Raw genomic sequence first — 26863 nt, 5'->3', positions numbered from 1 at the left:
ATTCGCTCCTTTTTAATTCTCACGCAGCAGACTTGTACGAACAAAATACTTGTTGTAGTAGAGGTGAATGGTCACTACAACAATGCCTTCGGACAAAGGAACGGCAGCCCATACGCCTTGAGTTCCGAAGAATGATGGCAGGATTGCAAGGAAGATCAGCATTAGGATAATCTCGCGGGCAGCCGTGACCCAAATCGCCATTTTGACATGATTAATCGATTGGAAATAAGTCATCATCACGAAATTCACACCAATAAATAAGTATGCCAGCGAGAAGACCTTAAGACCGGTTACCGCAAGAACTGTCACTTCGGTCGGGAAGTCGCCGAAAATGCCAACGATTGGCGCCGCCCAGAGCTGAATGACGATCAGTAGTCCGATTCCGATTCCAAGAGCGGTTTTGATCGCGATTCGTACCGTATGACGCTTGCGTTCTTCCTGCCGTGCGCCGTGATAGTAACTGATCAGCGGTTGAATCGCCGATCCCAATCCCAAGAAAGCCATCAGCATGACGCCGTGCAGATAATTCAATGTAGAGAAAGCTGCAACTCCCGCCGTACTGGCCAGTCGCTCCAACACCACGTTGTGAGCGACCGTAAAGACCGACATGCCTACTTCCGCGACAAAGCTTGGAAATCCGACCAGGAAGATGACCCACAGCATTTTTTTGTTCCATTTGAATTTCCGCAGCTTAAGATGCGTATCTTTTTTGAAGAAATGAGCGGACAGGACTAACAGCCCGACAAACGCAGCAGACAACGTTCCGATCATAACTCCCTGCACGCCCATATCCAACACGTATAGAGCAATATAATTGAATCCTATGTTGGACAATGCAAAAGTAATCTGTGCAGCCATGGCCAGATTCGGATTTCCGTCGTTACGGACAAAAATGCTGAGTGCGCTCTCGATTGTAAAAATAAACCCGAACAGCAGCATGACCTGCATATAAGCAAAGGTGTAAGGATAAGTTTCTTCATTGGCCCCAAGCGCATACACCAAAGGTTCTTTGAACGCATAGGCCGTAATCCCGATAACGAGAGTCGCTACAAAAATGATCGTCAGCGACTGGGAAAAGACCTGCTTGGCTTTTGCATAATCCTTCTCTCCCATAGCCTGGGAATACAAGGTTGCACCGCCGATTCCGATCCACAGCGACATCGCCGCAAATAGCGTATAAGCCGGGCCGGCAATTCCAACGCCTGCTAAAGCCACAGCTCCCAATTTATTGCCGACCATAATGCCATCGATAATAAAGTTAGCACCCATAATCAGCATGCCCAGCAGCGAAGGGATCAAGTATTTTAGAAAGGCACGTCCTACAGATAAACTTTCCAGGGAATGTACATTTTTCGTTTCTTGCATGATGGTTTTAAGCTCCTTTAGACAGCTTTTTAAATTGTTGTCTATAATACTGAATGAACGTTCAGTATACATCTTAACAGATATTCCCCTTCGCTGCTACTTCATGATGAAAATTTTAATAGTTAGACGTTAAATATAAAAACGCACCCTCAAATGTGCATGAGATGACCAGAAGGGTTTTTAGTAAGTATTTGAGGGTGGTACGCTGTTCAAGTCTTCTATTTCAAATCAAAACTCTTACCAAACTTAATTTAAAATATGAAGGAGAAATTCGAGTTTCATTATAAAACGATTAGGTAACAGGCTGCTTTAGTCTGTGCTTAAAAGCATAATTATATGAACAAATACTGTAGTTAGCTGGACAGCAATATCGCTTTGGCCTGACGGATTCGCTCTGCATCCAGCGGCAGGTGAATATCACCTTGCTGCCGGACAGCGCTGCCCAGATGGACTTCCTGCACTCCGGTATCCCGGACAAATTCTCCCAGTGTGTCCAGCGTCAGTCCGGCTCCCGCGAGCAGGCGGATCTGATGCTGGCGGGCGATCTCATCCAGCCGGACAATCTTGTCGCGTGCATCCAGTATGGAAGGCTGCCCGCCTGAAGTAAGAATACGCGTAATTCCCGGATAGCGGGCCAGTGTATGCAGCGCCTGCTCCTGATCCCGGATCTCGTCAAAGGCCCGGTGAAAAGTAACCGGCAGACCATTCGCAGCTTCCAGAAGTCGGTTCAGGGCAGGCTCATCCACCTGCTGGCGGTCGTTCAGTACACCGAGCACCAGTGCGGCAGCCTGCGTGTGTTCAGTGACCTGGCGGATATCGCGGACCATCTGCTCCAGCTCGTCAGCCGTATACTGAAAGCTGCGACTGTGCGGGCGAATCATGACATGAACCGGTATGCTGCTCTCGGCTGTAATCTGCCGGACAAGGTTCATTTCGGGCGTTAATCCGCCTTGCTGCTGGGCGGCAATCAGTTCGATCCGGTCCGCTCCGACAGCGGCTGCGATTCGTGCATCTTCCGCAGTAGTGGCGATAACTTCGAGCAAAATGGCATTTGTCATGATCATTTTCTCCCTTATAATTATTGTATTTTTAACAGTGTATATGGAATTTTCGAACATCCAACCTTATAATGGATAAGATACCTGCTTTATTTGCATTTATCCGGAAAGCAGATGCCATGCACAGGATGGCCTGAAAGCTTGCTTACGTGTAAGGAGAGGAATATCCTGTTATGAGAATACACACTAACTATTACAATCGTAAAGATTTGACCGAGATGGACGGGAGACAATGATGGATCAACCGTTATATGGAATATGGATTGGAGACGTATTTTTTTGTTTTTCCGGTGAAATGTCGGAACCCAAAGTGGATGCATGGATGAAAGTCATGCGCCGGATGGAACTGCCGGTAGGGCGGCGTCCTTTTGCCCAATCGGGATTGCGACTGGCCGAGCTCAAGTCGGGACCGGTCAATGCTGCGTCCAAAGAGACATTTTCACGCCGGGCCGGCCGCAATAAAAGGCTTCCCGGACGCATGGTGGAAGGACTGGCGCTCTCGGCCGAGCAGGCGTATGATCTGCTGCTCGAATGGGATGAGAAGCTGGTAGCCCGTCAGGGTATTCAGGCTGGTGCAGAGATGCGGTACTGGCATATTGCTGCGAAATTCGCCGAGAAACTGCTGCGGGAAGGCAAGATTTTGCCGGACAGCCGTGTCATTGCCGGTACTGGCCGACGCAGTTCTCAGGCGTCGCTGCGCGGCGTATGGAAGCCGCTGCTGGTCGGCGAGGATCGGGAGATGTTTGCCCGTCTGGCAGAGTCGATTCCGATGATCGGATTGTCGGCCTTGTCGCTGTTCACGGGAGGAGAGCCGTCGGGCATCTCCCAGGCTCGTGCAGAAGTGCTGCACTCTTTTCTGGTGGCGATGATCGATGCGGAAGTTCGCCGAATGTTCCGGGATGCCGGCTACGGCAAGTTCCGCGCTTATCAGGCGAATTACCGCAGGGGATCTTCCCCGCATGCACACCTCTGGTGGAATTCCATGTTTGATGCGACAGCCGAACTGGCTGTTCAGGGAACCGCCGAGGATATGGCAGAACTGGAAGAAGTGATCCGGGATCATAATGGAGCGGAAGTGCCGCTTCCCGAGGCGGGAATTCTGGAGGAACGTATCGGCGAGCTGGGTCTCGTGGTTCGTCTGGAGCCGCCGCTGGAGAGCCGGGAAAAGGCTGCCGAGATGCCTTCGGATATGCTGCCGCAGTGGCGGATGTCCTTCTGGGCAACAGACGAGTCCGATCCGGCGGTACTGCTTCCGGCGGCGATGCTGTGGAAGCAGGCGGAGAACCGTATGATTGTACGGGGACGCACGTATGAACATGTACAGCAGCGTCTGCTGATGCAGCTGGGTCGCGCTGCAGAGTGTTCCCCGATTGTATCGTTGTTTATTCGGACGGCCAGTCCGGTAGGCGGCATGATGGAAGCGGGCGATGTCTATGCTTTTCTTAAGGAAGATGTACCGCGTCTGCGCAAAGCGGGCATTACCGTACAGATTCCTTCTCGCTGGACACGTGAGGGCAAGAAGCGTGCCGGCCTGAAGCTGAAGGTCAAGTCGCCTCAGCCGCAGGAGAATCGCAATACCAATGAAAGTTCCAAACTCGGGATGGAGCAGATGGTTTCCTTTGAACCGCAGGCCGTACTGGATGGCCGTACGCTGACTGCTGCCGAGATGGCCCAGATTGTCAAAAACGGAGTGCCGATTATTCCGCTCGATGGCGGCTGGATCGAAGTGGATCTGAATGAGATCAAGCAGGTACTGCGCTTTATCCGCCGCCATGAGGAAGGCGAGATTTCCTTTAATGAACTGATGCATATCTACGCGGAAGAAGAGGATGCGCTCTGGAACGGGCTGCATATCTTCGAGATTGAGACCAATCCGATGCTGACGAATCTGATGGAAGGCAGCGGATGGCGCGATGTGGAGAAACGGACCGTACCGGAGGGTCTGCATGGTACGCTGCGTCCTTATCAGGAGCGCGGATTCCAGTGGCTCGCCACGATGCGTGATCTGGGATTTGGTGCGTGTCTGGCCGATGATATGGGTCTCGGCAAAACGGTGCAGGTCATCACTTGCATCCTGGATCAACCGGTGACCGCACCGAGACTGATCGTCTGCCCGACTTCACTGCTGGGCAACTGGCAGCGTGAGCTGGAGCGCTTCGCACCGGAACTGCAGCTGTACATTCACCATGGCAGCCGCCGTCCGCGCGGCGAAGAGTTCGCGGCCGAAGCGAGATCTCATGATATCGTACTGACTACCTATCATCTGGCAGGTCGTGATGGCGAAGACCTGCGACAGATCGAATGGGCATCGATCATACTCGATGAAGCACAGTATATTAAAAACTACCGGACCAAGCAGGCGCAAAGTGTAATGAAGCTGAATGCGCCGCACCGGATTGCCATGACAGGTACACCGGTGGAGAACCGTCTGAGTGAACTGTGGTCCATTTTCCAGTTCCTCAATCCGGGTTATCTGGGAACGGCTTCTTCCTTCCGGCACAATTATAATGCAGGCGTCGGTCAGGAGATGGAGGACAAGCTGTCCACACTGCGCAAGCTGGTGTCTCCTTTCATGCTGCGCCGCCTGAAGAGCGATCCGGACATCCGCCGCGATCTGCCTGATAAGATTGAACTGAAGTCCTACTGTTATATGACCGTCGAGCAGGCGGGCATGTATCAGAGCGTGGTCTCCGATATGCTCGGACGCATGAGCAATACGGAAGGTATCACCCGTAAAGGGATTGTGCTGTCCTCGTTGACCAAGCTCAAGCAGATCTGTGACCACCCGTATCTGCTGCACAATACCGGCAAGGGCGACACTGGCAAGCAGGAACGCTCCGGCAAAATGGCGCGTTTGATCGAACTGCTCGATATGATCCGCGACAGCGGGGAAGCTGCGCTCGTATTTACCCAGTATGTCGAAATGGGGGAACTGCTGACCGCGCGGCTGAGCAAGCACTTTGGCGAGGAGCCATTCTTCCTGCATGGCGGTGTCAGCAAGGCCAATCGGGATGAAATGATCAGTCTGTTCCAGCAGGGGGAAGGTCCTCCGCTGTTCGTCCTGTCACTCAAAGCCGGCGGCGTCGGGCTGAATCTGACCCGTGCCAATCATGTTATTCACTATGACCGCTGGTGGAATCCGGCGGTAGAGAACCAGGCGACAGACCGTGTCTTCCGGATCGGGCAGCAGCGTAATGTGCAGGTGCATAAGCTGATCTGTCAGGGAACGCTGGAGGAACGGATCGATGAACTGATCGAGAGCAAGAAATCACTGGCAGAGCAGGTTGTCGGTGCCGGGGAGCAGTGGCTGACCGAGATGTCGGATGAAGAGCTGAAGCAGCTCGTATCCCTGCAATCTGCAGAATGGGGGGCTGACGAATGAGTACACCAAAATGGACAGCCCAGGACTGCGAGATCGCAGCAGGCTTGATTCGTGGAACCGTTCAGCAGGCTGACGATCCCAAGGTATCCGCCGGGCCAGTGACAGTTCGGATTCAGCCTCCTTCTGAACAAGAACAACGTCATTTGCTGAACCGTCTCAGCGCATCCGCCCAGAATGTATATTTGCTGCTGCGTGATGTGTTCCGTGAGGAAATGGAGGGAAAGGATGCAGCTGCTCCTTCCCTGCTGTCTGCAATCGGACTGGAATATGTACAGGAGCTGGCGCCGGATGCCACGATCGCCGAAGCGCTGTGCGCATGTACCCCTTATCTGAATACCGGTGAAGACCTGATGTCTTACCGGGTAAAAGCTGAGGATACACAGGGAGATGAACAGCAGATTCAGGTACTGCTGAAGCAGGCTGCCGAGCAGCTGAAACAGCAGCCGCTGCTCGCCTGGCAGTTGGCCGGCTGGAATACGGAGAAGCTGCTGCACGAGATCTGGCAGCAGTGGGGACAGCAACTGCCCGCACCTGCCGAATGGAACATTTCCGAGCAGGAAGACGAAGTCGCTTCGGCCCTGTCCGATGAACCGAGTCTAGGCAGTCTGCTCGCCGAATCGGCCGCAGCAGGAACGCTGCATCAGACCGGAGAAGGTCTGGCCGAAGTCGAAGAATATTTACAAAATGCCAATAAAAGCTGGCAGCAGCAGTTGAAGAAAAATGCTACAGTTGTTGTATATACGCCTTCTCCCGGCGAGGAGACGATGCCGAATCTGCAGAAGCTGCTGCCTGAAGTCAAAGGTGCCATGGACGGATATGAAGAAGTACGCCGGAAAGTGGCCGATCGTATCAGACAGCGCCATCTGTCCCGGCAGGGTAAAAAATAAGGATCACCGTATGGAGCCGGTATGTACAACCGGCTCTGTTTTCTTCCTGATGGAGGCAGTGAGCAAAGGAGATTTATCATGATGGATAAGCAAAAACGGGCAGGTTGGAAAGTCATGCTGCCTGCAGGAGTACTCATGTCCGGTCTGCTGCTGGCAGGCTGCGGTGCAGCAGATGGCGGTACCGATTCAGCCGCCGCGCCGAAGACGCAGACTCCTTCCCAGACAGGCAGCACATCCGCACCTGCAGCAGGCGAGGCAAAAGGAAATGCAGACGGCAGTTCTGCTGCAGCTCCGACCGGTAATGCATCTGGTCAATCCGCAGCAGGTGGTGAGCAGTCGGCTGCTTCTACCGACAGCAGTAAGGATCTGACTGTACAGCGCGAAAAGAGTTCCCTGCAGTCGACCATCAAACAGGTGAAAGGCAAAGACGTGGTCACCAATCCGGAGTCCATGACCGTCATCGTCAACAAGAACCGTTACCTGCCGGAAGGCTACGAGCCGCCGGATCTGGTCGTGCCCGATGTAGCTTTCTCCTACGACGGTGTACTGGAGAAAAGCCATATGCGCAAAGAAGCCGCCGGAGCACTGGAAGAGCTGTTCAAAGCGTCCAAGTCGGCCGGACTAGATCTGCGCGCGGTATCCGCCTACCGTTCCTACAAACGCCAGGTATCCATTTACAATAATAATGTTGCTACCAAAGGCAAAGAATATACAGACCGTGTAAGCGCACGTCCGGGTACAAGCGAGCATCAGACCGGGCTGGCAATCGACGTCTCCGGACCGGGGATCGGTTATGGACTGGAGCAGAGCTTTGGCAAAACGGCAGAAGGCAAATGGCTGAAGCAGCATGCAGCGGAATATGGATTTGTCATCCGCTACAAAAAAGGCGCGGATGATATCACCGGCTATACGTGGGAGCCATGGCATATCCGCTATATCGGCAAAGCACTGGCCGAGGATGTCACTGCCAAGGATCTGACACTGGAAGAATATTTTGACCAGGGCAAGATCAAGCAGTAAACTGAAATGACGCAAGCCTGTCCAACACACTCAGATTCACCCCATAAATGAATTCAGCTTTTATGAAATAAGCGATAATAATCCTACTTTATTCTGAGGCTGGTATGGTGATCTGCATTTATCTTCAGAGCAAAGGGGGAACATTCATGAACCATCGGCGGTTTTTGACGATACTTGCCGCTTTCACGCTGTTGGAAGCGACAGGATGCACATTCAGTCCGGCACCGGATGATTCGTCTACGCCCGCCCGGACGTCAGCTGCGCCACTGGTTCAGGAAGGTCCAATTCGTCTGTATGCCAGTCAGAACAGCGATGGGGTCTATCACCATATAACCGTTGAAAATGAAAAAACCGGCAGCAGCCGGCAGTATGAATGGCAGACGGTCAGCAGTCCCGGCTATGAGCCGCTGGTCTATCATACCGATCTGAACGGAGATGGCGGAGAAGAAGCCATCGTTATTACGACCAGAGGATATGGCACGGGGACGTACATTACCGAGCCGCATATTGTGGATTGGAACAGTACAAAGGAGCTGGAGGTACAGGATCCGCTGGACTATACGCGTGAGCAGGTATCCTTCTCCGTTTTGCATCAGGAAGGCAAGCAGATTTTACAGGCCCGTGTACCCGGACAATCACCGGTCTCCCTGCCGGTCAATACAGTCCACTCTGCAGAGCTGCCGCAGTTTGGCTCGGTGATTCGTTATTATGTGGATGACAAGGGTTTGCTGAACGCTGAAGTGGCTGCCCAGATGTCCAGTGGAGAAGCGGTAGCTGCAGCCATCCTGCAGTACAGCTGGCAGTCCGGTGTATTGCGAGTCGAAGACATCACGCTGGAGCCTATAGCTTCCTGATCTCTTGTTACCTATAACCTAAAAAAACCTGCCGCTGAGTATGTTCAGCAGGCAGGTTTTTTTGTATTTGCTATGGGTGAGGATCGGTACACAATGGATAGTGCCCATCCAATTATTTCACTGAAAAGCTTCCAGCAAAAAGCGCGAAGGAGGTACTGTCTTGCCATGATGCATCACGGGTGAGGAGATGTACAGTTCATGCTTGGCCCGGGTGACAGCGACATAGGCGATTCGCCGTTCTTCCTCCAGGGCAGCCTGCATCAGTTTGCCTTCGGGGTCCGGTCCGGTGACGCCCTGTCCGGCTTTGACATCTTCGGGTGCTTCTTCCTGCAGGGCAGCTTTGTGCGGCAGGATGCCTTCCGATGCGCCAAGCAGATAGACGCATGGGAATTCCAGTCCCTTGGCCCGGTGAACAGTCATCAGATGCACACCTTCCGGCGCTTCCTGCTTCATCAGCTCGATCATCTGCTCTCGTTTGGTAGACAGTTCATCGGCAAATTTGACCATTTCTTCGACCGTGGCGAATTTGCCGGCTGCACTTTCCAGCTCATCGAGAGTCTCGCGGATGTTATCCTTATGCCGTGTGGCAGGTCCGCTAAAGTCCGCGCTGGCGAACTTGTCGTAAAATACCCGGCGGATCTCGCGGATCGCGTAGAGCGGCTTCATTTCCTTGATCTTTTTGAGGAAGACGATCCGGTCTTTGACCTGCTGGCGCTGGAACGATTGCAGACGTTCCCAGTGGAACAGGTGGATCAGCGGGTATTTCTTGGCCTGCTTCTGTTCCTGCTGCATAATATGCTCTATGCCGGCATCTCTTGAAATGTACAGGGGACCAATCACGCCGGGCAGCGCATCCATCCGCCGTGAATTGACGGACAGCCGCAGATGGTCCATAACCGGCCGGATCAGCGCGTGATCATAGAATACCGGTGCTTCCCCGTACTGGATAAACGGAATATCCTCCATCAGCAGCCGCTCGGCGATCGCCCGTGTGCCGCTGACGGTCCGGTGCAAAATAGCGACATCTCCCAGCGAACGGCCATCAGTCTGCTGTTTTTTGAGCCTTTTCACAATCTCGTCCGCTTCTTCATCGGCATGGGCCGGCCGTATATACATGGGGCTCTGACCGACCGAAGCTCCAGCCTGCAGCGTCTTGTCATGACGGGCTTCATTGCGGGCGATCAGTTTGACGCCGAGTCCCAGAATCTGCGGATGGCTGCGATAGTTAATATCCAGCGCAATGATGCGTGTGCCGGGATATTCCTTGGGGAAATCAAGAATATATTCCTGTCTGGCCCCGTTAAAGGAATAGATCGTCTGGTCATCGTCACCGACCACCATCAGATTGCGGTGAACAGCCGCGAGCTGGCGAACCATCTCATATTGAAGCCGGTTCGTATCCTGGAATTCATCCACCATAATATAACGAAACCGATCCTGCAGCATCGCCAGCAGATTCGGGTCCTGGAGCAGCTGCTCGGTACGCAGCAAAATATCATCAAAATCAATTCGACGGTGTTCCTGCTTCCATTCTTCATATCGGCACAGCAGGGCGCAGCGATCCCGTTCTTCCGGTGTATCCTTGGGCAGATCATCCGCAGTACCGCCCTCCAGCTTGATCGCTGACAGGGTAGCCAGCAGGGTCTCCGGCGGAGTGATACTGGTAGAGCCAATCTCCCGGCGCAGACGCTGGAGTACCGCATGCTGGGCACGGGCATCTCCAAAAATTTCGTCCTTGAGATTGCCGTATCGGCGCAGCAGCAGCAGACCGAACGCATGAAATGTACGCGCTTCGATCGCACGTGCGGTTTTGGCTGTGACACCAGGCAGGGCAGCGATTCGTGATTTCATCTCGGCCGCAGCCTTGGTCGTAAAAGTAACAAGCAAAATATGCTTCGGATCGACTTTGCGTACGGATAACAGATAGCCGGCACGCGCAGTCAATACAGTCGTTTTGCCGCAGCCTGCACCAGCCAGAGTCAACAGCGGTCCTTCTCCATGGCGCACCGCTTCGATCTGCGGAGCATTCAGCAGAATGCCCTGCTGTTCCAGTGCGCGGAAAAAGGCTGCATCCTCCGCATCATCGGGAACCAGGGTAATACTTGTATCGGCAGGAGCCGGTTTGGCGGCCGGCAGCGGGGTATGCACAGGGATACCTTGAGGTCGGAGTGCTTCTTTGGTCATCGTGTCTTTCAACAGGTAATCTTCCTTTCCGGCTTCGCTTTTTTTCAAGTGAAGCAGAAATTTGGTATGATAGGGTTGTATCAACCTATATACGGGTACTGTTATGCATATCCTTCTATTATAATGGATGTATAACCGATGAGTAATCCCCAATATGGAACTTCATCAAAAATAGTAATGTAAACAGGTACGACCGTTTACTATAGGGATACAGTGATACGGTGGAATTAGAGGAGGAGAACAGTCATGAATTTGTTACAACGGCTGAAAAGCGGTGCGGGAAAAGCAACCGAGCGGGCGCAGAATGCAGTGGAAGTGAATCGTATGAACGGTCATATTGTGGATATTGAGCGAGAGATCGGGGTTCATTATCTGCGTATGGGTGAAGTCTTTTACGAAGGATACCGCGCCGGCGATATGTCGATTGCCGAAGAAGAGATGACTGAGCTGTGCAAGGCATGCGATCTTCTGAATGAGGAAATTGAGGAAATCCGTACGCGGATTGCGATACTTAGAAATGAACGTGTCTGCGAATGCGGGGCAGTCGTGGCACTGGATGCGAACTTCTGCCCGAACTGCGGACGCAAAATGGAAAAGCTGGCGATTCCGCGTGAAGACCGGGAAGAATTCCAGAGAGACCGGGATATGACGCGCGATGAGCCGATCGTCTTCCCAACCGATTCCACAGTGCATGATCGGGAAGAAGAGGAATATGAGCACGAGGAACTGACAGCAGACGAAGCCGAGAGCCGGCGGGCAGCCCGTCTACAGGAAGAGCGCGAGCGTCAGGAAGAATTGGATCGTCTCGTACGTTCATGGAAGCAGGATCTGGGTATTGAACATGATGATGAACCCGAAGAGGAAGTGCCTGCTGCCGCTGCTCTGGATCAGCGGCCTGTACAGAATGAATCCCGTACCGAGTTTCGCCAGGAACCGGTAAAAAAGGTCGTTACAATTACCAAGCCGCTGGAAATGGAAGCCGATGATGATACCGACCTCGATACCGATACATTTAGCTGCCAGGTATGCGGACAGGTTCTGCAAAAAGGCTCCAAATGGTGCCCGCACTGCGGCGCAGAACAAATATAAGACAGCAGGCAGGCTGATCATCCAATTGTGATCGGCCTGTTGTCCCATACATACACTTCATTGGATCAGACAGCAAGCCAACCGGGAAGGATGGAATGCCTGATGGAACAAGTGCTCAATCATTTGCGTAATCTGGGATTTACCGAGCTGGAGGCCAAGGTCATGGTGGCACTGGCACAGCAGGGGACACAGTCCGGTTACGAAGTCGCCAAGCGAATCGGCGTCTCCCGTTCCAATGTGTATGCTACCCTGCAGCGTCTGTCTACCCGCGGCATGGTACAGCTTACACCGGGCGAACCTGCCCGCTACAGTGTGCTGCCCGTCAAGGAGCTGACCCGGATGATTGCCGGTCAAGTCGGGGAGTCACTCTCCTATCTGGAACAGGCGATGCCGAGTCCTGCCGAAGACCCGCCTTCTTTTTACAGTGTCGAAGGGGAGCGGCGGATTATGGAGATTCTGAACCGGGAGCTCGACAAGGCTCAGGAGGAGATCATCGCGGCGATCTGGCAGCAGGAAGCCGCCTGGTTTCGGCAAAAGCTGGAGCAGGCAGAGCAGCGGGGCGTGCGGGTGCTTTGGTCTTTTGAAGGTGTGGAAGAAGAAGGGCATCCCGGTACCCGGATGCTGCGCGAGGGAATCAGCGGGCGCAAATTCTGGCTGGTGATCGACCGCCGCTGGTGTATTGTTGGTATGCGCGGAGACAGTATACCTGCCCAGGCGCTGGTCACCGAGCATCCGCTGATGGCGGAGCTGCTGCTGCAGCACTTTTCCCAGGAAGTGATTCTGTATGAGATGGAGAATGATCTGGGCCAGGAATTGATCCGGCGTTATGGCAAGGGATACGGTCTTATTCTGGAGAGATATCTGCCGGGACTGCTGCCATTGGAAGAATAACTCGGGCGGAAGTGTGCGCATGAGAGCTGTTCATTGTTTCCTTTCCGGTTGCTTAAAAGTTAAATAGTTCATATTCTTTTAAACGAGTTTCTTCTATTATAATGGAGAGCTGCTGCACAGCAGGTTGTTTATTGTAAAGGGGAAGTAATCCTTTGCTATTATCTCCGTATCATGCGTAGCGGAGGCTGCGGAATGTTTACAATTCCGTAACACACCACGAATGAAAGGATGATAAACAAGATGGAATGTATAGTAAAGTTTGATGTCGTGCACAATCAGGAGACTAAATCGCTGCGAGGACTGGTGTTTGTAGATAAGGATTCGATGCCAGGCACCGAGCAGTTGACCGATATGTTCAAGGATATGAGCTACCAGGTAAAAGTGGATTCCGAGGATCCGATGCGCTTTTTGCCTGCAGGACCGCAAGCCGGCTTTGAATATATCCGCATTCGAGAGCTGGATACCGGTGAACAGAAGTATACCGAGGACCGGGACCTGAAGAACCTGTTATCCAATCTTCTGCCTAATCAGAACCGGCCGATCTAAGCAGCAGCTGATCCGCAAGAATTAGAAAAATAAGCTGCTGGACGTGAAAGCAATTTAAAACAAAAGCGCCCTTCAATTCCTTCATCGGAAAAAGGGCGCTTTTTGCATTTTTACGCAAACAATGAAAACGCATCTGCAGTTAACAAAAATAGGGGTTATCTACACCTATTTACAATTCGGACGTGCATTGGGAGCAGCGGGTTGCTTTGAGAGCAATCTCGTTAAAGCAGTATGGACATTCCTTGGTCGTTTTTTCCGGTTCCGGCTTGGCATGTTCCTTGCGCTTGATCATATTGACGCCTTTGACCAGAAAAAAGACGCACATGGCGACGATCAGAAAGTCGATTACCGTATTAATGAACTGTCCGTATGCTATAACAGCTGCACCGACCTGCTGCGCTTCCGCCAAAGAAGCATATTGTGTGGTACTTGTACCCGTCAGATTGTCCAAATCCCAGAATCGATCGGCAAAGTTCACGCCGCCGAGCAGCTTGCCGACAGGCGGCATAATAATATCATTCACCAGGGATGTTACGATTTTACCGAAGGCTGCCCCGATAATAACCCCGACTGCGAGGTCAATTACATTCCCCCGAACGGCAAATTCCTTGAATTCCTTGATTAAACCCATAGTTCTTAGCTCCTTTTTATCGAGAAGATGGCAGAATCACCCTAAATCATGGGTAATATTGTCGTTTATGCGGATTTGTGGATTATCACTCCTGTTTTTGATTGTTCTAATTTTATCATAGCTCCAAGGGAAATCATTTATTTCCAATCATTTTCATGACAATGCTTTGTATATCAATAAATGAAAACGGATACACGAGTAATGATATATTGGTTAAACTACTGAATTAACAATTATTACCTGCTTCAAAATTAAAATACTGTTTAAATTACCAGATAAGCCTTTTTTAGTAGAGAACTAGACAAAAAGGCCTGTAAACTTTTTGTAACTAATTAAAACCGAGACTATAGGCGAGAAATACGACAATTTATATTGCTTAATGCTCACTACTAAAGGTACAGAAAGTCGAAAATTAAATAAATAAAGTTTTATTTTTATCCTAACGTTCGACATGATTTTTAGATAACCTATTTTATAATTATTCAAAACGAATAAAAAGAAACCTGGATTTATAGGAGGGAATTAACGGTGAGAAATCAGCACGTCCTAAAAGAGAACTGGAATGAAAAGAATCAAGAGGTTAAAACATTCTTTCATAAACTGGCTACAGATCCTACGCTTCAGCCCACGCAGACATCGGACACGATTGAACCTCTTATGGATTGGTTGTCTCTGGCCCGTTATCCTTTAAACGAAGAAATCACCTACTACCACGGGATTTACAAGGATAAAACATATCGTCCATTACCGGATAATGGCAAACAAAGCATCAACGTAGCACTGCTGCTCGATATGATCTTCCAAAAAATGGGCATGAAATGCAGTGTAAACGATCTGATGGAACACATAAATAGTGGTGGTACACTAGAAGGATTCATTACAGCGCAAGAGAATTAATCTCTCTGAAAACGACATGAAAAAGATAAATGTAATCATTTACGCAATTAGAGGTGGTTTACAAAGTTTTCATGAAGGATTATAATGAGCGCATAAGTTATTCAAAATGAATAACATTTGGATTGCAAATCAAAACCTGCCAGGCACGGCCGCCAGCTCGAAGATTTTTAAGCTGGACAGGCTGCTGCAAAGGTTATGTTGTGAGCAAGCACAAGGCAAGCGTAAGCGCCGAACTTGATCCTGCTGTAACCTATCTGTTATAAATTAAAAACAAGACATGCATGTGCAAAGCAATTTTACCGCTTTACGACAGTCATACTATACAGACGGCATTCTCTCTTATTCAGCAATGAAGTGATCGCCGTTATTTTCTGTTTTTTAGATGTTACAAATTTGTAATTTCGTAATGACAAAATGTAACTAAGGGTGGTACACGTTATTCGAGGGGGATGGGAGATGCTGCTGGCGTACTTCCGAATGCGATGAGAAGAAAGGGGAATGCAGGAACTTTTACGAAACAGGCAGGTACGATTCAAGCCAATCGATGTGCTGCTTAATTTAAAAGTAATTGGAGGAACTATAGTGGAGATTAAACAGTATTTTAATATCATCAAGAAGCGTCTCTGGCTGGTGCTTCTTATCGTCGTGGTGATAACGGCAGGAACCGGAATTTACGGGTTTATGACGAACACGCCGATGTACACTGCCACTGCCAAGCTTGTTGTGAACAGCACACCGACTTCGAGTGACGGCAGGGCTGTGAACCAGCTGGACCTGGGAACAATCAATTCCAATATCCAGCTGATCAAGACGTATGAGCAGATCATCAAAACACCTGCCATCATGAACAAAGTGGCGGAAGAGCATCCTAAACTTGGATTAACGGCTGCCCAGCTGATTAACAGCATCAACGTAAGTTCGGTAGATGAGACGCAGGTCATGTCATTGACCGTAACGGATACTTCCTACCAGCGGGCTGCAGAGACAGTAAATGCAGTAGCCACAGTGTTCAAACGCGAGATTCCACAAATTATGAAACTTGACAATATCACTGTGCTGGATCAGGCTGACCCGTCAGCATCCGCACCGTCAATTACGAAAAGCCCGCTGCTGTTCGTTCTGATCGCTCTCGTACTATCTGTAGTGATTGGCATTGCAGTTGCCTTCCTGCTGGAGTACATGGACGACTCGATCAAGAGTGAGGAAGATATCCGAGATGTACTGGGTCTGCCGGTACTGGGCGTGATCGCCAAAATGAAAGAGGAAGACATGGAGGCCAAGAGTACAATGCCTGCCAAGCCTCTTGTAGGAGGTGGAGAACGTGCCAACCACACTTAAATGGCCGCTGATTACAAAGCAGAATCCCAAGTCATTGATCGCAGAATCCTATAAAGGACTGCGCACCAATATCGATTTCTCCCGGTTGGATGCCAAAGTGAAAAGCATTATGGTTACTTCGGCGGCACTCGGTGAAGGCAAGAGCACAACCGTCGCCAATCTGGCGATCGCTTATGCAGAGACTGGACGAAGCGTACTGATCGTCGACGGCGATCTGCGCAACCCGGCGATGCACAAGATCTTCAACCTTTCGAATGAAAAAGGTTTATCCAATGTGTTGTTCAACACCGCCGAGCTGGAGAAAAACATCCAGCCAAGCCGGACGATGAACCTGAGCGTGCTGACGTCAGGTCCTGTCCCGCCGAATCCGTCGGAGATTCTGGGCTCCCGGCAAATGGAAGCCTTGATGGATGAAGTGAAGTCGCAATACGATCTGGTTATTCTGGATACGCCGCCGATTCTGCCATTTACGGATGCACAGGTAGCTACGCCGCTGTGTGATGGTGCTGTGCTGGTGATCAAGGCAGGAGGCGAGAGCCGCAAGGATATTGCCAAAGCGATCTCCAGCCTTGAATTTGTAGGCGCCCATTTATTGGGAGCCGTACTGAATCAGGCCAATCGCAAAACATTGGCAAGTGCGTACCACGAACAATAAATAAGGCAATTCCATCTCCATGTACTTTGATTGACATCATTACAGGCCAAGCTTGGGGTAATGTCTTCTGCACCCATATCACTGGAGGCACTCGGTCATGCTGTGGGCTGCCATGCAGCCTTAGACGTTTATCGTCAAAGGTATGATGATGAGGAAGGGTTGAATGCCCTGTACCTTACTTTAAAGCCGGTCCGATGAATGACGCTGAAAACACGCGTTATAGGTAAACATACATGGAGAGAATATAACGCGTATTTTCAGATCTTCTGTGCTCTAGTGGATCGGCGGGAACTGTAATTGCCAGAACAAGGGGTTCTGGAGCTGCAGTACCTACATACTTGCAACTTGGTCAGCATGATAGAACCAACAAAAAAAGGATAGGGTGTGATCTTATGAAGAAGGTTCGTAAAGCAATCATTCCGGCTGCAGGACTTGGAACTCGCTTTTTACCTGCAACAAAGGCTATGCCCAAGGAAATGCTGCCGATCGTAGACAAGCCAACTATTCAATACATTGTAGAAGAAGCGATTGCTTCCGGTATTGAAGACATCATCATCGTAACAGGCAAAGGCAAACGTGCAATTGAAGATCATTTCGACAATGCATTTGAACTGGAAGCGACGCTGTTGGAAAAAGGCAAGCTGGATCTGTTAGATGAAGTGCAAAAATCGTCCAAAGTTGATATTCACTATATCCGCCAGAAAGAACCAAAAGGACTGGGTCATGCCGTATGGTGTGCACGCAACTTTATCGGGGATGAGCCGTTTGCGGTTCTGCTGGGCGATGATATCGTCGAATCCGAGACACCTTGCACACGCCAACTGATCGAACAGTATGAAATGACGGAAAAATCGGTAATCGGTGTACAAACTGTACCTGAGAGCCATACTCACCGTTATGGCATTATTGATCCACTGGAGCAATTCGGTCGTCTGCATCAGGTTCGCCAGTTTGTAGAGAAGCCGGCAGCCGGTACAGCTCCATCCAATCTTGCGATCATGGGCCGCTACGTACTGACACCGGAAATTTTCGAATTCCTCGGTGAACAGCAGGTAGGTGCCGGTGGTGAAATTCAGCTGACAGATGCTATCCAGCGTCTGAATGAACTGCAGGAAGTATTCGCCTATGACTTCCAGGGTACCCGCTTTGATGTGGGTGAAAAACTGGGCTTCATTCAAACCACTATTGAATTCGCTTTGAAGAATGATGATCTTAAGGCGCCCCTTCTGTCTTCTCTCAAAGCTGTAATCGAGCGGGAGATGCAGGAGGAAGCGCTCATAGCAAGAGGTGAGAGCTAATGACTCCAAGACAAGGGAGTGAAGCGGAAGCTTTAGCGAGCTATAGCGAGTTTTATGCGACACATGTCGGTAGTATGTCGGCCAAGCTCCGGTTCTACATGATGGTCAAGCGCACACTCGATATCATTTGCTCATTGCTGGGCTTGATCGTTCTATCACCACTCTTTATTGTACTTGGCATTTTAATCAAGCTGGAAGACCCGAAAGGCAAAGTGTTTTTTTACCAGACCCGCGTCGGTAAAGATGAACAGCCTTTCCGAATGTACAAATTCAGGTCTATGGTGTCAGACGCGGAAGAACGGCTCAAGGAGCTGCTGGCACAGAATGAAATTCAGGGTGCCATGTTCAAGATGAAGAACGACCCACGCATTACACGGATCGGACGCTTTATCCGCAAGACCAGTATCGATGAGCTTCCTCAGCTCTGGAATGTGCTGCGCGGAGATATGAGTCTGGTTGGACCAAGACCGCCGCTGCCAAGAGAAGTAGAAGAATACAGCCAGCGCGACAAGCTGCGCCTGAGCGTAACACCGGGTTGTACCGGATTATGGCAGGTCAGCGGCCGCAACGAACTCAGCTTTGAGGAAATGGTTGATCTCGATCTGCATTACATCAAGAAACGGGGAATCCTGTTCGACTTGTTTATTCTCTTAAAAACCGTGAAGGTGCTGTTTGGTGCCAAGGACGCGTTTTAAAGAACCACAATCATACCGACGATGAAGAGGTGACCATTAATGAATAAAGACTCCAAAATTTACGTAGCAGGACATCGCGGTCTGGTAGGATCAGCGATCCTGAGAGCACTCGAGAAACAAGGGTATACCAATCTGGTAACCCGGACAAGCTCCGAACTCGATCTGCGCAAGCTGCCTGAAGTATACGCATTTTTTGAACAGGAAAAGATCGATTATGTGTTCCTGGCCGCGGCAAAAGTTGGCGGGATTGCGGCTAACAACGATTTTCCGGCAGATTTCATCCGTGACAATCTGCTGATTCAGACTAATGTGATCGATGCAGCGCACTTTAACGGCGTACAGAAATTGCTGTTCCTGGGCTCTACCTGCATCTATCCGAAATACGCTCCACAGCCGCTCAAAGAAGAATATCTGCTGACCGGCGAGCTGGAACCGACGAACGAACCTTATGCAATCGCTAAGATTGCCGGCATCAAAATGTGTGAATCCTACAACCGTCAATACGGTTCGAAGTTCATCTCGGCGATGCCGACCAATATGTACGGGCCAAACGATAACTTTGACCTGAAAACATCCCATGTACTGCCTGCATTGATTCGTAAAATTCACGAAGCCAAAGAGCAGAGCTCCCCAACCGTGGAAATCTGGGGAACCGGTACACCGAAGCGTGAATTCCTGCATTCCGACGATCTGGCAGACGCTTGTATCTTCCTGATGAACAACTACGAAGGCAACGAGATTGTGAACGTAGGGGTAGGCGAGGACATCGCGATCAAGGATCTGGCACTGCTGATCAAGGATATTGTGGAGTATGAGGGTGAACTGGTGTTCAATTCCTCCGTGCCGGATGGTACACCGCGCAAGCTGGTGGATACAACGAAAATCAATAATCTGGGCTGGAAAGCAAGCATTCCGCTGGAAGAGGGTATTCGTGCCGTGTACGAAGATTACCGCAGCAGCCTGGCCGTTCAGTCATAACCCTTCAGCCCGGCTGAAGCACAATAATCTATTATCCATACCCAAACAATAAAAAAACATACTGTGGAGGGAATTAATTTATGAAAAACGCGTTGATCACTGGTGTTACAGGGCAAGACGGATCTTACCTGGCAGAGCTTCTGCTGGAAAAAGGCTACAAAGTATACGGCGTGCGCCGCAGAACAAGCACACCGAACTACGAAAACGTAGAGCATATCAAAGATCAAATCGAATGGATCTCTGCTGATCTGGGTGACCTTGCTTCCCTGATCGAAGCGGTTCGTCTGTCCGATCCGGACGAAGTATACAACCTGGCTGCACAATCCTTCGTTGCTGCTTCCTGGCCACAACCTATTGCTACCGGTCAAATGACAGCAATGGGCGTAACCAACATGCTGGAAGCGGTACGTCTGGTAAAACCGGAAGCGCGTTTCTACCAAGCATCCAGCAGTGAAATGTTCGGTAAAGTACAAGCGATTCCGCAAGTGGAGACGACGCCTTTCTATCCACGCAGCCCTTACGGCGTAGCGAAACTGTACGGTCACTGGATCACAGTCAACTATCGTGAGAGCTTCAACATGTTTGCTTGCTCGGGTATCCTGTTCAACCATGAGTCACCACGCCGTGGTCTGGAATTCGTAACACGCAAAGTAACAGACGGCGTTGCTCAGATCAAGCTGGGTCTGGCAAGTGAACTGCGTCTGGGTAACCTGGATGCACAGCGCGACTGGGGCTTTGCCGGTGACTATGTAAAAGCGATGTGGCTGATGCTGCAGCAGGATACTCCGGATGATTATGTCATCTCCACAGGCGAGATGCATACCGTAGAAGAACTTGTACAAATCGCGTTCGACCATGTAGGTCTGAACTGGAGAGACTATGTGGTTATCGACGAGAAATTCGTACGTCCGGCTGAAGTGGATCTGCTGCTCGGCGACTGCACCAAAGCCAAAGAACAACTGGGCTGGGAGCTGGAAGTCGGATTCGATCAACTGGTAAAAAATATGGTTGACGCTGACCTGAAGAGACATTCTCTGAAGCCGTCCGCTGTACCTGTCTACTAAGTGAGATGATTATGAATGGCTAACGCAATTGCCAAAATAAAGAATAAATTCTCCATGACACCGGAGAAGCGCAAAATCTTCTTTAACAGCAACTGGCAATTGATGGACAAATTCCTGCGACTGGGAATCAACCTGATCGTCAGTATCTGGATTGCGCGCTATCTGGGACCGGAACAGTTCGGACAGTATAACTTTGCGATATCCTTCGTAACAATTATCGCTGCCGTCGTTCCGCTGGGGCTGGCCAATATTATCGTCAAGGAACTGGTCCAGGACCCTGGTAATAAGGATGAGATACTGGGAACCGTCTCCACGCTGCGCTTATGCAGCGGAGTCATTGCCTTTGCGATCACGATTGTACTGGCATTCATGATTCCGGGACAGGATCCGATGGTTCGCTGGAGTATCGTAATTATCGCCGCCAACATGCTGTTCCAGCCGCTGGATGTCATCTCCCAGTGGTTTGACTCCACGGTGGAAGCCAAGTATGCGGTCTATGCCAAAGGGATTGCGTTTGCGATCACTTCCGTAATGAAGGTACTGCTCATTGTGTTCCATTCATCGCTGATCTGGTTCGCTGCATCCTATGCACTGGAACTGATTCTCGGCTATCTCTTCTTATTATTTACCCAGAGAAAGAAGATTTCATTAACAAAATGGACATTTAATTGGGAATTGGGCAAAAGATTAACAAACAGCTCCTGGCCGCTGATTGTGGCTGGAATATCCACGATCATTTATCTGAAAATTGACCAGGTCATGCTCAGCTACATGATCAATGATACGGCTGTTGGGATCTATGCGGTAGCTGCACGATTGTCGGAAGTCTGGTACGTGATTCCGACAGTCGTCGCCGCTTCTTATTTTCCCAGTATGATCAAAAACAAGCAGCTCGGCCCCGAGGTCTACAAAGCCGAACTGCAAAAGCTCTACAATCTGCTGTTCTGGTTCGCACTGTGTATCTGTATTGTGGTAACTCTGATGGCCAAGCCGGTCATCTCCATTCTGTACGGTCAGGAATATATCGAATCGATCGGCATCCTGGTCATTCACGTCTGGGCCTGCCTGTTCATCTTTATGAGAGCAGCGCTGAACAAATGGATTATCAGCGAAGGCATGTACCGGTTCGAATTGATCAGCCAGGTGATGGGCGCAGTTACCAAGATCATCGTCAACCTGATCCTGATCCCGCTGTTCGGCGGTGTCGGAGCAGCTATCGGTACCGTCCTGGCCTTCATCGTGTCCAGCTACGCGTTCACTTTCCTATTCAAGGAAACCCGCGTATCCGGTGTGATGATGTCCAAGACACTCATCTCCCCGGTGACGGCGATTATCGCCAAACTAAGACCGGGCAAGGCCAAGCTGCCTGCCAACCAGGAATAACCTAAAGAAGCGGTTCCCCTTCACCGGGGAACCTGTCCTTCTTAGCGTCAGTCATTGAAAATGCCTGAAATCATATGAAATAACGCACAACTGACATAGCAACAATTGACACAAACATAACGGATATACTACAACAGACGATCGGTTACCCACATGGTAAGCCGACGCAATATCTTCTCTTAAATATTTTTGAATGTGATGTTCGCAGAAGTGGTGCGGACAACCTGAGCGAAAGCAACGGAATCGTTCTTGAAGAAGCCTTTAAGATTAAATGTCCACTGCTGAAAGCAGTATTTCAGGATATTCAATCTTAACAGCGCCTGAAAGAATGAGCCGATGCTGTAGCGGTGTATCGCTGAACTGTCGCCAACTTCATATTCAAGTGAATTTAAGCAAAGAAATAAGGAGGCGTAGGCATTGAAAAAAGTACTGTATGTCCATCATTCGGGTTATATGGGTGGCGCACCGAGAAGCTTGACCTACCTGATCAGCCATCTGGACAAGCAAAAGTTCCAGGGGAACGTGCTTACGATTCGAAATGGTCCTGCGGTCAAGCTGCTGGAATCCGGCGGATTGCCGGTAGAAGTGGCGAAAGGCATGTTTCCTTTCCACGGATCTACCGTATCCGGCATGACGCCGAAGCTGTTTATTCGTAACCTGATCGGTGCGTTGCCGACTTATTTTCAGGCTAAAAAATACATTCGCAAATACCAGCCGGACATTATTCATCTGAACAGCACCTGTCTGTTCCAGGTGGCACGTGCAGCCAAAAAAGTATCCCCGGATACCAAAGTGGTCTGCCATGTGCGTGAGCCGCTGCTGAACTCTTTTGCCGGTAATATCCTGAAGCGTATGAATCACAAATACGTGGACGGCTACATTTCCATTGATCAGTTCGATTCCGAAACCGTCGACAGTGCGGGCCGTGAATTGGAAGTCGTGTACAACTTTGTGGATTTCAAATCTTATAACCCGGATGTAAGTGGTGCCGGAGTACGCAGAGAGCTTGGTCTCGCAGATGACGATATCGTATTCCTGTATATCGGTCGTGTCGTCAGCGGCAATGGTGTACTGGACATGGTCAATGCCTTTAATAAAATCAGTAAAGATCATCCAAAATTCAAATTGGTTGTTGGTGGATTTTATTTTAATAAGAACAACGCGTATGAAGACAAAGTCATGGAAGCCTGCAAAGGCAACGACCAGATCTATCCGCTGGCGTTCCGTGATGATGTGCCACAGATGATTGCTGCCAGCAATGTCATGATGTGCCCGTTTGTAGAGCCGCATTTCTCGCGCAGTATTATCGAAGCCGCTTCGATGAAGAAGCCGGCGATCGGTACCAACATCGGTGGACCGAATGAACTGATCCTGCATGGCAAGACCGGTTATCTGTTTGAGTCGGGTGACTACAATGAGATGGCACAGTACATGATCAAGATTGGTACAGACCCTGCGCTGTACGAGAAGCTGGGACAGAGCGCATTGTCCTTTGCCGAAGAGAACTTTGATGCCAGAAAGAATGCAAAACGCACCTTTGACTTCTACAATCGTTTCTTTGTCAGGGAGCCTGTATGATTAATTCTTTTATTAAAGTAAAACGTAAAGTAGCCAAAAAATGCTCGACCTGGGTGACCCGCCGGATGTTCAAGGAACAGCGGATCTCCTTTGGCCCCAATCTGATCGCGGTCGGCATGCCGATTGTCGATCAGGAACCGGGCAGCCAGATTACGATCGGTCGCAACGCGATTTTGTGTTCATCGGATTACAGTAATCCGATCGGGCTGAATCACCGGACCGTGATTCGTACGCTGCGCAGTGGAGCGAACATTACGATCGGCAACGATGTAGGTATCAGTGGTGCCAGCATCTGTGCAATGTCGAGTGTTCAGATCGGTAATGAAGTGATGCTTGGTGTGAATGTGCAGATCAGCGATACGGATTTCCATCCGATCAAGCCGGAAGGACGGCGTTTCAACAAGCAGCCCGAAGATATTGGCACAGCGGCAACGACCATCGAAGACAATGTATGGGTCGGCGCCAACTCGATTGTGTTAAAAGGTGTAACGATTGGCAAAAACAGCATCATCGGCGCAGGCAGTATTGTCTCAAGCTCCATTCCTCCGAACTGCATCGCAGCCGGAGTGCCTGCTAAAGTGATCAAACGTTTGGAAGTGAATGATAATGACGTTAAATCCCTATACGCTGTCCAATCCAAATGACATCACGGTCAAAAACAAGTTTCTGACGTTTATTGCCGTCATGCTCATTGTGATTACATCGGGCTCCGTATTATTCGGTAAACTGCTGTATTCCGAATTTATTATGATTTTGTTCGCGATTTCGCTGGTGTTCTATTTTCCGAAACGGATTGAACCCAAACAGTTCCTGATTCTGCTGTTCATTATTATCTTTCTCCTGTTTAACATGCTGCTGTACCAGAATAATTTGAACGGCTATATCGGATTGATCCTGAAGATGGCAGCGGTATTCATGGTGCTGAACCGGATCGATCTTCGTCAGGCGGCCCAAAGCTACCAGTGGCTGATTGTGGCACTCGCTCTGCTGGGCATGCCGTTCTATCTGGCTGGTGTGCTGGATGCGGCGCTGGTGCGCCAGCTCGTTCCACCTACACCGGTATGGGGAGGCGCCTACCGGATTACACCTTTCCATGTATACGGACTATGGAACATGACACGCAACCAGGGGATCTTCTGGGAGCCGGGCGCTTATCAGGTGTTTCTGAATTTGGGCATTTTCCTGATGCTGTTCACCAACCGGAAAGTGCCGAAATGGAAACTGCTTATCCTGACGGCTACCCTGCTGACAACGATGTCCACATCGGGCTACATGATCTGTGCACTGATTTATCTCGCGTATGTCATCCGTAATGGCAAGCGCGAGCAGCTGGCACAGATGGTCATGTCCCTGATTGTATTTATCCCGCTGGCCTTCTTCATCGTCCAAAGCGGTGTCATTACCGACAAGTTTCAGGATGACAATGCTTCTTTTAACCGGCGATCAATGGATACGACGTCCAATCTGCAGCTGCTGGTGGAGAAGCCGCTGGTCGGATGGGGATTCCAGAATAATGAAGTGTTGATGGAGCGATACGGGCTACCGGATTCTTCTAACTCCCTGCTCACTTTTGGATACCAGTTCGGACTGCCGCTGCTGCTGATATTGATGATTTATTATTTCTTCCAACTGCTCAGGCCGATTGGCGGCGTGTTTCAGACACTGCTCATCTTTATCGGTCTGGTGATTGTCTTCTCCACAGAGAATATGCTGTTCCAGCCGATATTCCTCGTGCTGATGTTCCTGGATACGAGCAGACTGAGACTAAACGAAAAGATAGAGAGTGGTGAAATCCGTGGAAACGAAGTCAGTCGCATACGTCGCCCCTTACGTCAACAGCCAGTTACAGCAAAAGAGGGGATATAGCGCCAAGCATACGGCAGGTAACAAAAAGATCGATTGCATTTTGCTGGCCATGGAGGAGAGCGGCAATGACATTACCGTCATCTCCCCGCTGCTGCTCAAGCAAAATACGATGAAATGGTTCAGCCGGGATGCTTATCCGATTGGCAACAACAGTGAAGTGGTCTATCCGGGAACGGTGGACCTGAAGGGTGTCAGCCTGCTAATGACCCTGTTCACAACCTTCTTCCAGCTCGTACGCTGGAACCGTGAGCACAAGAAAGAACCAAGAGCGGTTGTGTTTTACAACTACCGCCTGGAGACGGCACTGCCGGCGATTCTGTTCAAGCTGTTGTACCGTGTACCACTGGTTGTGGAATACGAGGATGGCATCTACGCGGTCACCGAGACGAACAAACACTACAAAAAATTATCCGTAGCCGTTGAGAAATTCGCCAACAAGCTGCTCGATGGCGCCGTACTGGTGACCTCGGTACTGAAGAAAAGAGTTACCACGGATAACTATACCGTCGTACGCGGCGGTACAGTTCATCCATCCAGATTGAAGCCGGTCCGTGAAGTGGATCTCGGGACGGACGAGCGCCCGTTCCGGATGGTCTACTCCGGACGACTGGATTATGATCGCGGCATTGAGATTCTGCTGGATGCCCTTCCTTATGTGAACACCGGCCGCAAGCTGGAGCTCGATATAACCGGCTACGGGCCGCTGGAAGACAAGCTCAAGCAGTTTATCCAGAGCCATCAGAATCCACAGATCAAGATTACATTCCACGGGTTCCTGGACGATCACGATTATGCACAGCTGATGGAGACCGCTGACCTGTTCGTTAACACCCAGCGCGAGAAAATCAGCTTCAGTGAATGCTCGTTCCCGTCCAAAGTCGTGGAATACATCAAATACGGCAAGCTGGTACTAACTTCCGGCGTGTCCGATATCAATGTGATTAATCAGAATATGTTTGTAACGTATGACAATGATGATCCCAAGGAACTGGCTGCCGGATTGAACGAGATTCTTGCTCATCCGCAGCAGTACAGCCTGTATCCTGTCCGAGCCATGGAATGGCTGGTCAGCGATTGTGCCCACGAAGTGGTGGCTGGCAAGATCGACAAAGTACTGCGCCGCGCGATCAGCGGCAAGCCGGAAGCATCGGTATATTCCGAGTCCGCACCGGCAGAGTAGAGCGGCAGCAGCCCTGCCGCCGGA

The 26863-nt window shown here is 50.3% G+C and carries 23 protein-coding genes; 19 read left to right on the top strand and 4 right to left on the bottom strand.

All coding sequences use genetic code 11. From position 1 onward, the window contains the following. Window positions 1–12: 12 nt before the first annotated feature. Together M1D61_RS19800 and M1D61_RS19795 are read right to left on the bottom strand one after the other, a co-directional pair. On the bottom strand, window positions 13–1365 hold the full coding sequence (locus M1D61_RS19800; RefSeq protein ID WP_458120279.1) for an MATE family efflux transporter: 1353 nt from the start codon (window positions 1363–1365) through the stop codon (window positions 13–15). Between the two features lie 353 nt (window positions 1366–1718). After that, the gene (locus tag M1D61_RS19795) at window positions 1719–2423 is read right to left on the bottom strand and encodes a copper homeostasis protein CutC (protein WP_458120278.1); all 705 of its coding nucleotides are present in this window, start codon (window positions 2421–2423) and stop codon (window positions 1719–1721) included. 235 nt (window positions 2424–2658) lie between these two features. Between M1D61_RS19795 and M1D61_RS19790 the strand changes: the two genes are divergently transcribed. From M1D61_RS19790 to M1D61_RS19775, 4 genes are all read left to right on the top strand, one after another. After that, window positions 2659–5805 (top strand): DEAD/DEAH box helicase, encoded by a 3147-nt coding sequence (locus tag M1D61_RS19790; protein ID WP_458122567.1) that lies wholly within the window; start codon window positions 2659–2661, stop codon window positions 5803–5805. Further along, on the top strand, window positions 5802–6692 hold the full coding sequence (locus tag M1D61_RS19785; RefSeq protein WP_458120277.1) for a hypothetical protein: 891 nt from the start codon (window positions 5802–5804) through the stop codon (window positions 6690–6692). Before M1D61_RS19790 ends, M1D61_RS19785 begins: the two co-directional genes overlap by 4 nt. 78 nt (window positions 6693–6770) lie before the next feature. After that, window positions 6771–7712, top strand: a complete 942-nt coding sequence (locus M1D61_RS19780) for a M15 family metallopeptidase (RefSeq protein WP_458120276.1) — start codon at window positions 6771–6773, stop codon at window positions 7710–7712. Window positions 7713–7858: 146 nt separating this feature from the next. Then, window positions 7859–8566 (top strand): hypothetical protein, encoded by a 708-nt coding sequence (locus M1D61_RS19775; RefSeq protein WP_458120275.1) that lies wholly within the window; start codon window positions 7859–7861, stop codon window positions 8564–8566. A gap of 117 nt (window positions 8567–8683) precedes the next feature. Here M1D61_RS19775 and M1D61_RS19770 read toward each other — a convergent pair whose 3' ends face one another. After that, window positions 8684–10762 carry an ATP-dependent helicase gene (locus tag M1D61_RS19770; RefSeq protein WP_458120274.1) on the bottom strand — a complete coding sequence of 693 codons (2079 nt, stop codon included), beginning with the start codon at window positions 10760–10762 and terminating at the stop codon, window positions 8684–8686. A 234-nt stretch (window positions 10763–10996) separates the two neighbouring features. Here M1D61_RS19770 and M1D61_RS19765 point away from each other — a divergent pair, with 234 nt between their 5' ends. The 3 genes from M1D61_RS19765 (at window position 10997) to M1D61_RS19755 (ending at window position 13276) form a co-directional block, all read left to right on the top strand. Further along, window positions 10997–11839, top strand: coding sequence for a zinc ribbon domain-containing protein (locus M1D61_RS19765; protein ID WP_458120273.1), 843 nt, complete (start codon window positions 10997–10999; stop codon window positions 11837–11839). Between the two features lie 102 nt (window positions 11840–11941). Continuing rightward, on the top strand, window positions 11942–12730 hold the full coding sequence (locus M1D61_RS19760) for a TrmB family transcriptional regulator (protein ID WP_458120272.1): 789 nt from the start codon (window positions 11942–11944) through the stop codon (window positions 12728–12730). Between the two features lie 240 nt (window positions 12731–12970). Continuing rightward, window positions 12971–13276 carry a hypothetical protein gene (locus M1D61_RS19755; protein WP_458120271.1) on the top strand — a complete coding sequence of 102 codons (306 nt, stop codon included), beginning with the start codon at window positions 12971–12973 and terminating at the stop codon, window positions 13274–13276. A gap of 169 nt (window positions 13277–13445) precedes the next feature. Here the strand turns inward: M1D61_RS19755 and mscL are convergent, their stop codons facing one another. Then, entirely contained in the window at window positions 13446–13907 is a 462-nt protein-coding gene (gene mscL / locus M1D61_RS19750) for a large conductance mechanosensitive channel protein MscL (RefSeq protein ID WP_458120270.1), read from the bottom strand. A gap of 528 nt (window positions 13908–14435) precedes the next feature. On the opposite strand from mscL, the gene M1D61_RS19745 reads away from it, so the two are divergent. The 12 genes from M1D61_RS19745 (at window position 14436) to M1D61_RS19690 (ending at window position 26839) form a co-directional block, all read left to right on the top strand. Further along, a complete protein-coding gene (locus tag M1D61_RS19745; RefSeq protein WP_458120269.1) occupies window positions 14436–14804 on the top strand; it encodes a hypothetical protein in 369 nt (122 codons plus the stop codon). Between the two features lie 582 nt (window positions 14805–15386). Continuing rightward, the gene (locus M1D61_RS19740) at window positions 15387–16142 is read left to right on the top strand and encodes a YveK family protein (RefSeq protein ID WP_458120268.1); all 756 of its coding nucleotides are present in this window, start codon (window positions 15387–15389) and stop codon (window positions 16140–16142) included. Continuing rightward, a complete protein-coding gene (locus M1D61_RS19735) occupies window positions 16126–16797 on the top strand; it encodes a CpsD/CapB family tyrosine-protein kinase (RefSeq protein ID WP_458120267.1) in 672 nt (223 codons plus the stop codon). The genes M1D61_RS19740 and M1D61_RS19735 overlap by 17 nt, the downstream gene beginning before the upstream one ends. A gap of 392 nt (window positions 16798–17189) precedes the next feature. After that, complete coding sequence (gene galU / locus M1D61_RS19730) at window positions 17190–18095, top strand: UTP--glucose-1-phosphate uridylyltransferase GalU (RefSeq protein ID WP_458120266.1); 906 nt, start codon at window positions 17190–17192, stop codon at window positions 18093–18095. After that, on the top strand, window positions 18095–18790 hold the full coding sequence (locus M1D61_RS19725) for a sugar transferase (RefSeq protein WP_046213679.1): 696 nt from the start codon (window positions 18095–18097) through the stop codon (window positions 18788–18790). Before galU ends, M1D61_RS19725 begins: the two co-directional genes overlap by 1 nt. A gap of 39 nt (window positions 18791–18829) precedes the next feature. Then, on the top strand, window positions 18830–19768 hold the full coding sequence (locus M1D61_RS19720) for a GDP-L-fucose synthase family protein (RefSeq protein ID WP_458120265.1): 939 nt from the start codon (window positions 18830–18832) through the stop codon (window positions 19766–19768). Window positions 19769–19848: 80 nt separating this feature from the next. Then, window positions 19849–20832, top strand: coding sequence for a GDP-mannose 4,6-dehydratase (gene gmd, locus M1D61_RS19715; protein WP_458120264.1), 984 nt, complete (start codon window positions 19849–19851; stop codon window positions 20830–20832). Between the two features lie 15 nt (window positions 20833–20847). Next, the gene (locus tag M1D61_RS19710) at window positions 20848–22215 is read left to right on the top strand and encodes a flippase (RefSeq protein ID WP_458120263.1); all 1368 of its coding nucleotides are present in this window, start codon (window positions 20848–20850) and stop codon (window positions 22213–22215) included. Between the two features lie 417 nt (window positions 22216–22632). Beyond that, window positions 22633–23793, top strand: a complete 1161-nt coding sequence (locus M1D61_RS19705; protein WP_458120262.1) for a glycosyltransferase family 4 protein — start codon at window positions 22633–22635, stop codon at window positions 23791–23793. Next, entirely contained in the window at window positions 23790–24437 is a 648-nt protein-coding gene (locus M1D61_RS19700; protein WP_458120261.1) for a DapH/DapD/GlmU-related protein, read from the top strand. The genes M1D61_RS19705 and M1D61_RS19700 overlap by 4 nt, the downstream gene beginning before the upstream one ends. Beyond that, window positions 24400–25659 carry an O-antigen ligase family protein gene (locus M1D61_RS19695; RefSeq protein WP_458120260.1) on the top strand — a complete coding sequence of 420 codons (1260 nt, stop codon included), beginning with the start codon at window positions 24400–24402 and terminating at the stop codon, window positions 25657–25659. The genes M1D61_RS19700 and M1D61_RS19695 overlap by 38 nt, the downstream gene beginning before the upstream one ends. Continuing rightward, window positions 25589–26839, top strand: a complete 1251-nt coding sequence (locus M1D61_RS19690; RefSeq protein WP_152663499.1) for a glycosyltransferase family 4 protein — start codon at window positions 25589–25591, stop codon at window positions 26837–26839. The genes M1D61_RS19695 and M1D61_RS19690 overlap by 71 nt, the downstream gene beginning before the upstream one ends. Window positions 26840–26863 lie beyond the last annotated feature (24 nt).

Source organism: Paenibacillus sp. Z6-24, assembly GCF_054161335.1.
The sequence above is the reverse complement of the archived record's forward strand: the minus strand, read 5'-3'. Positions and strand labels throughout refer to the sequence as shown.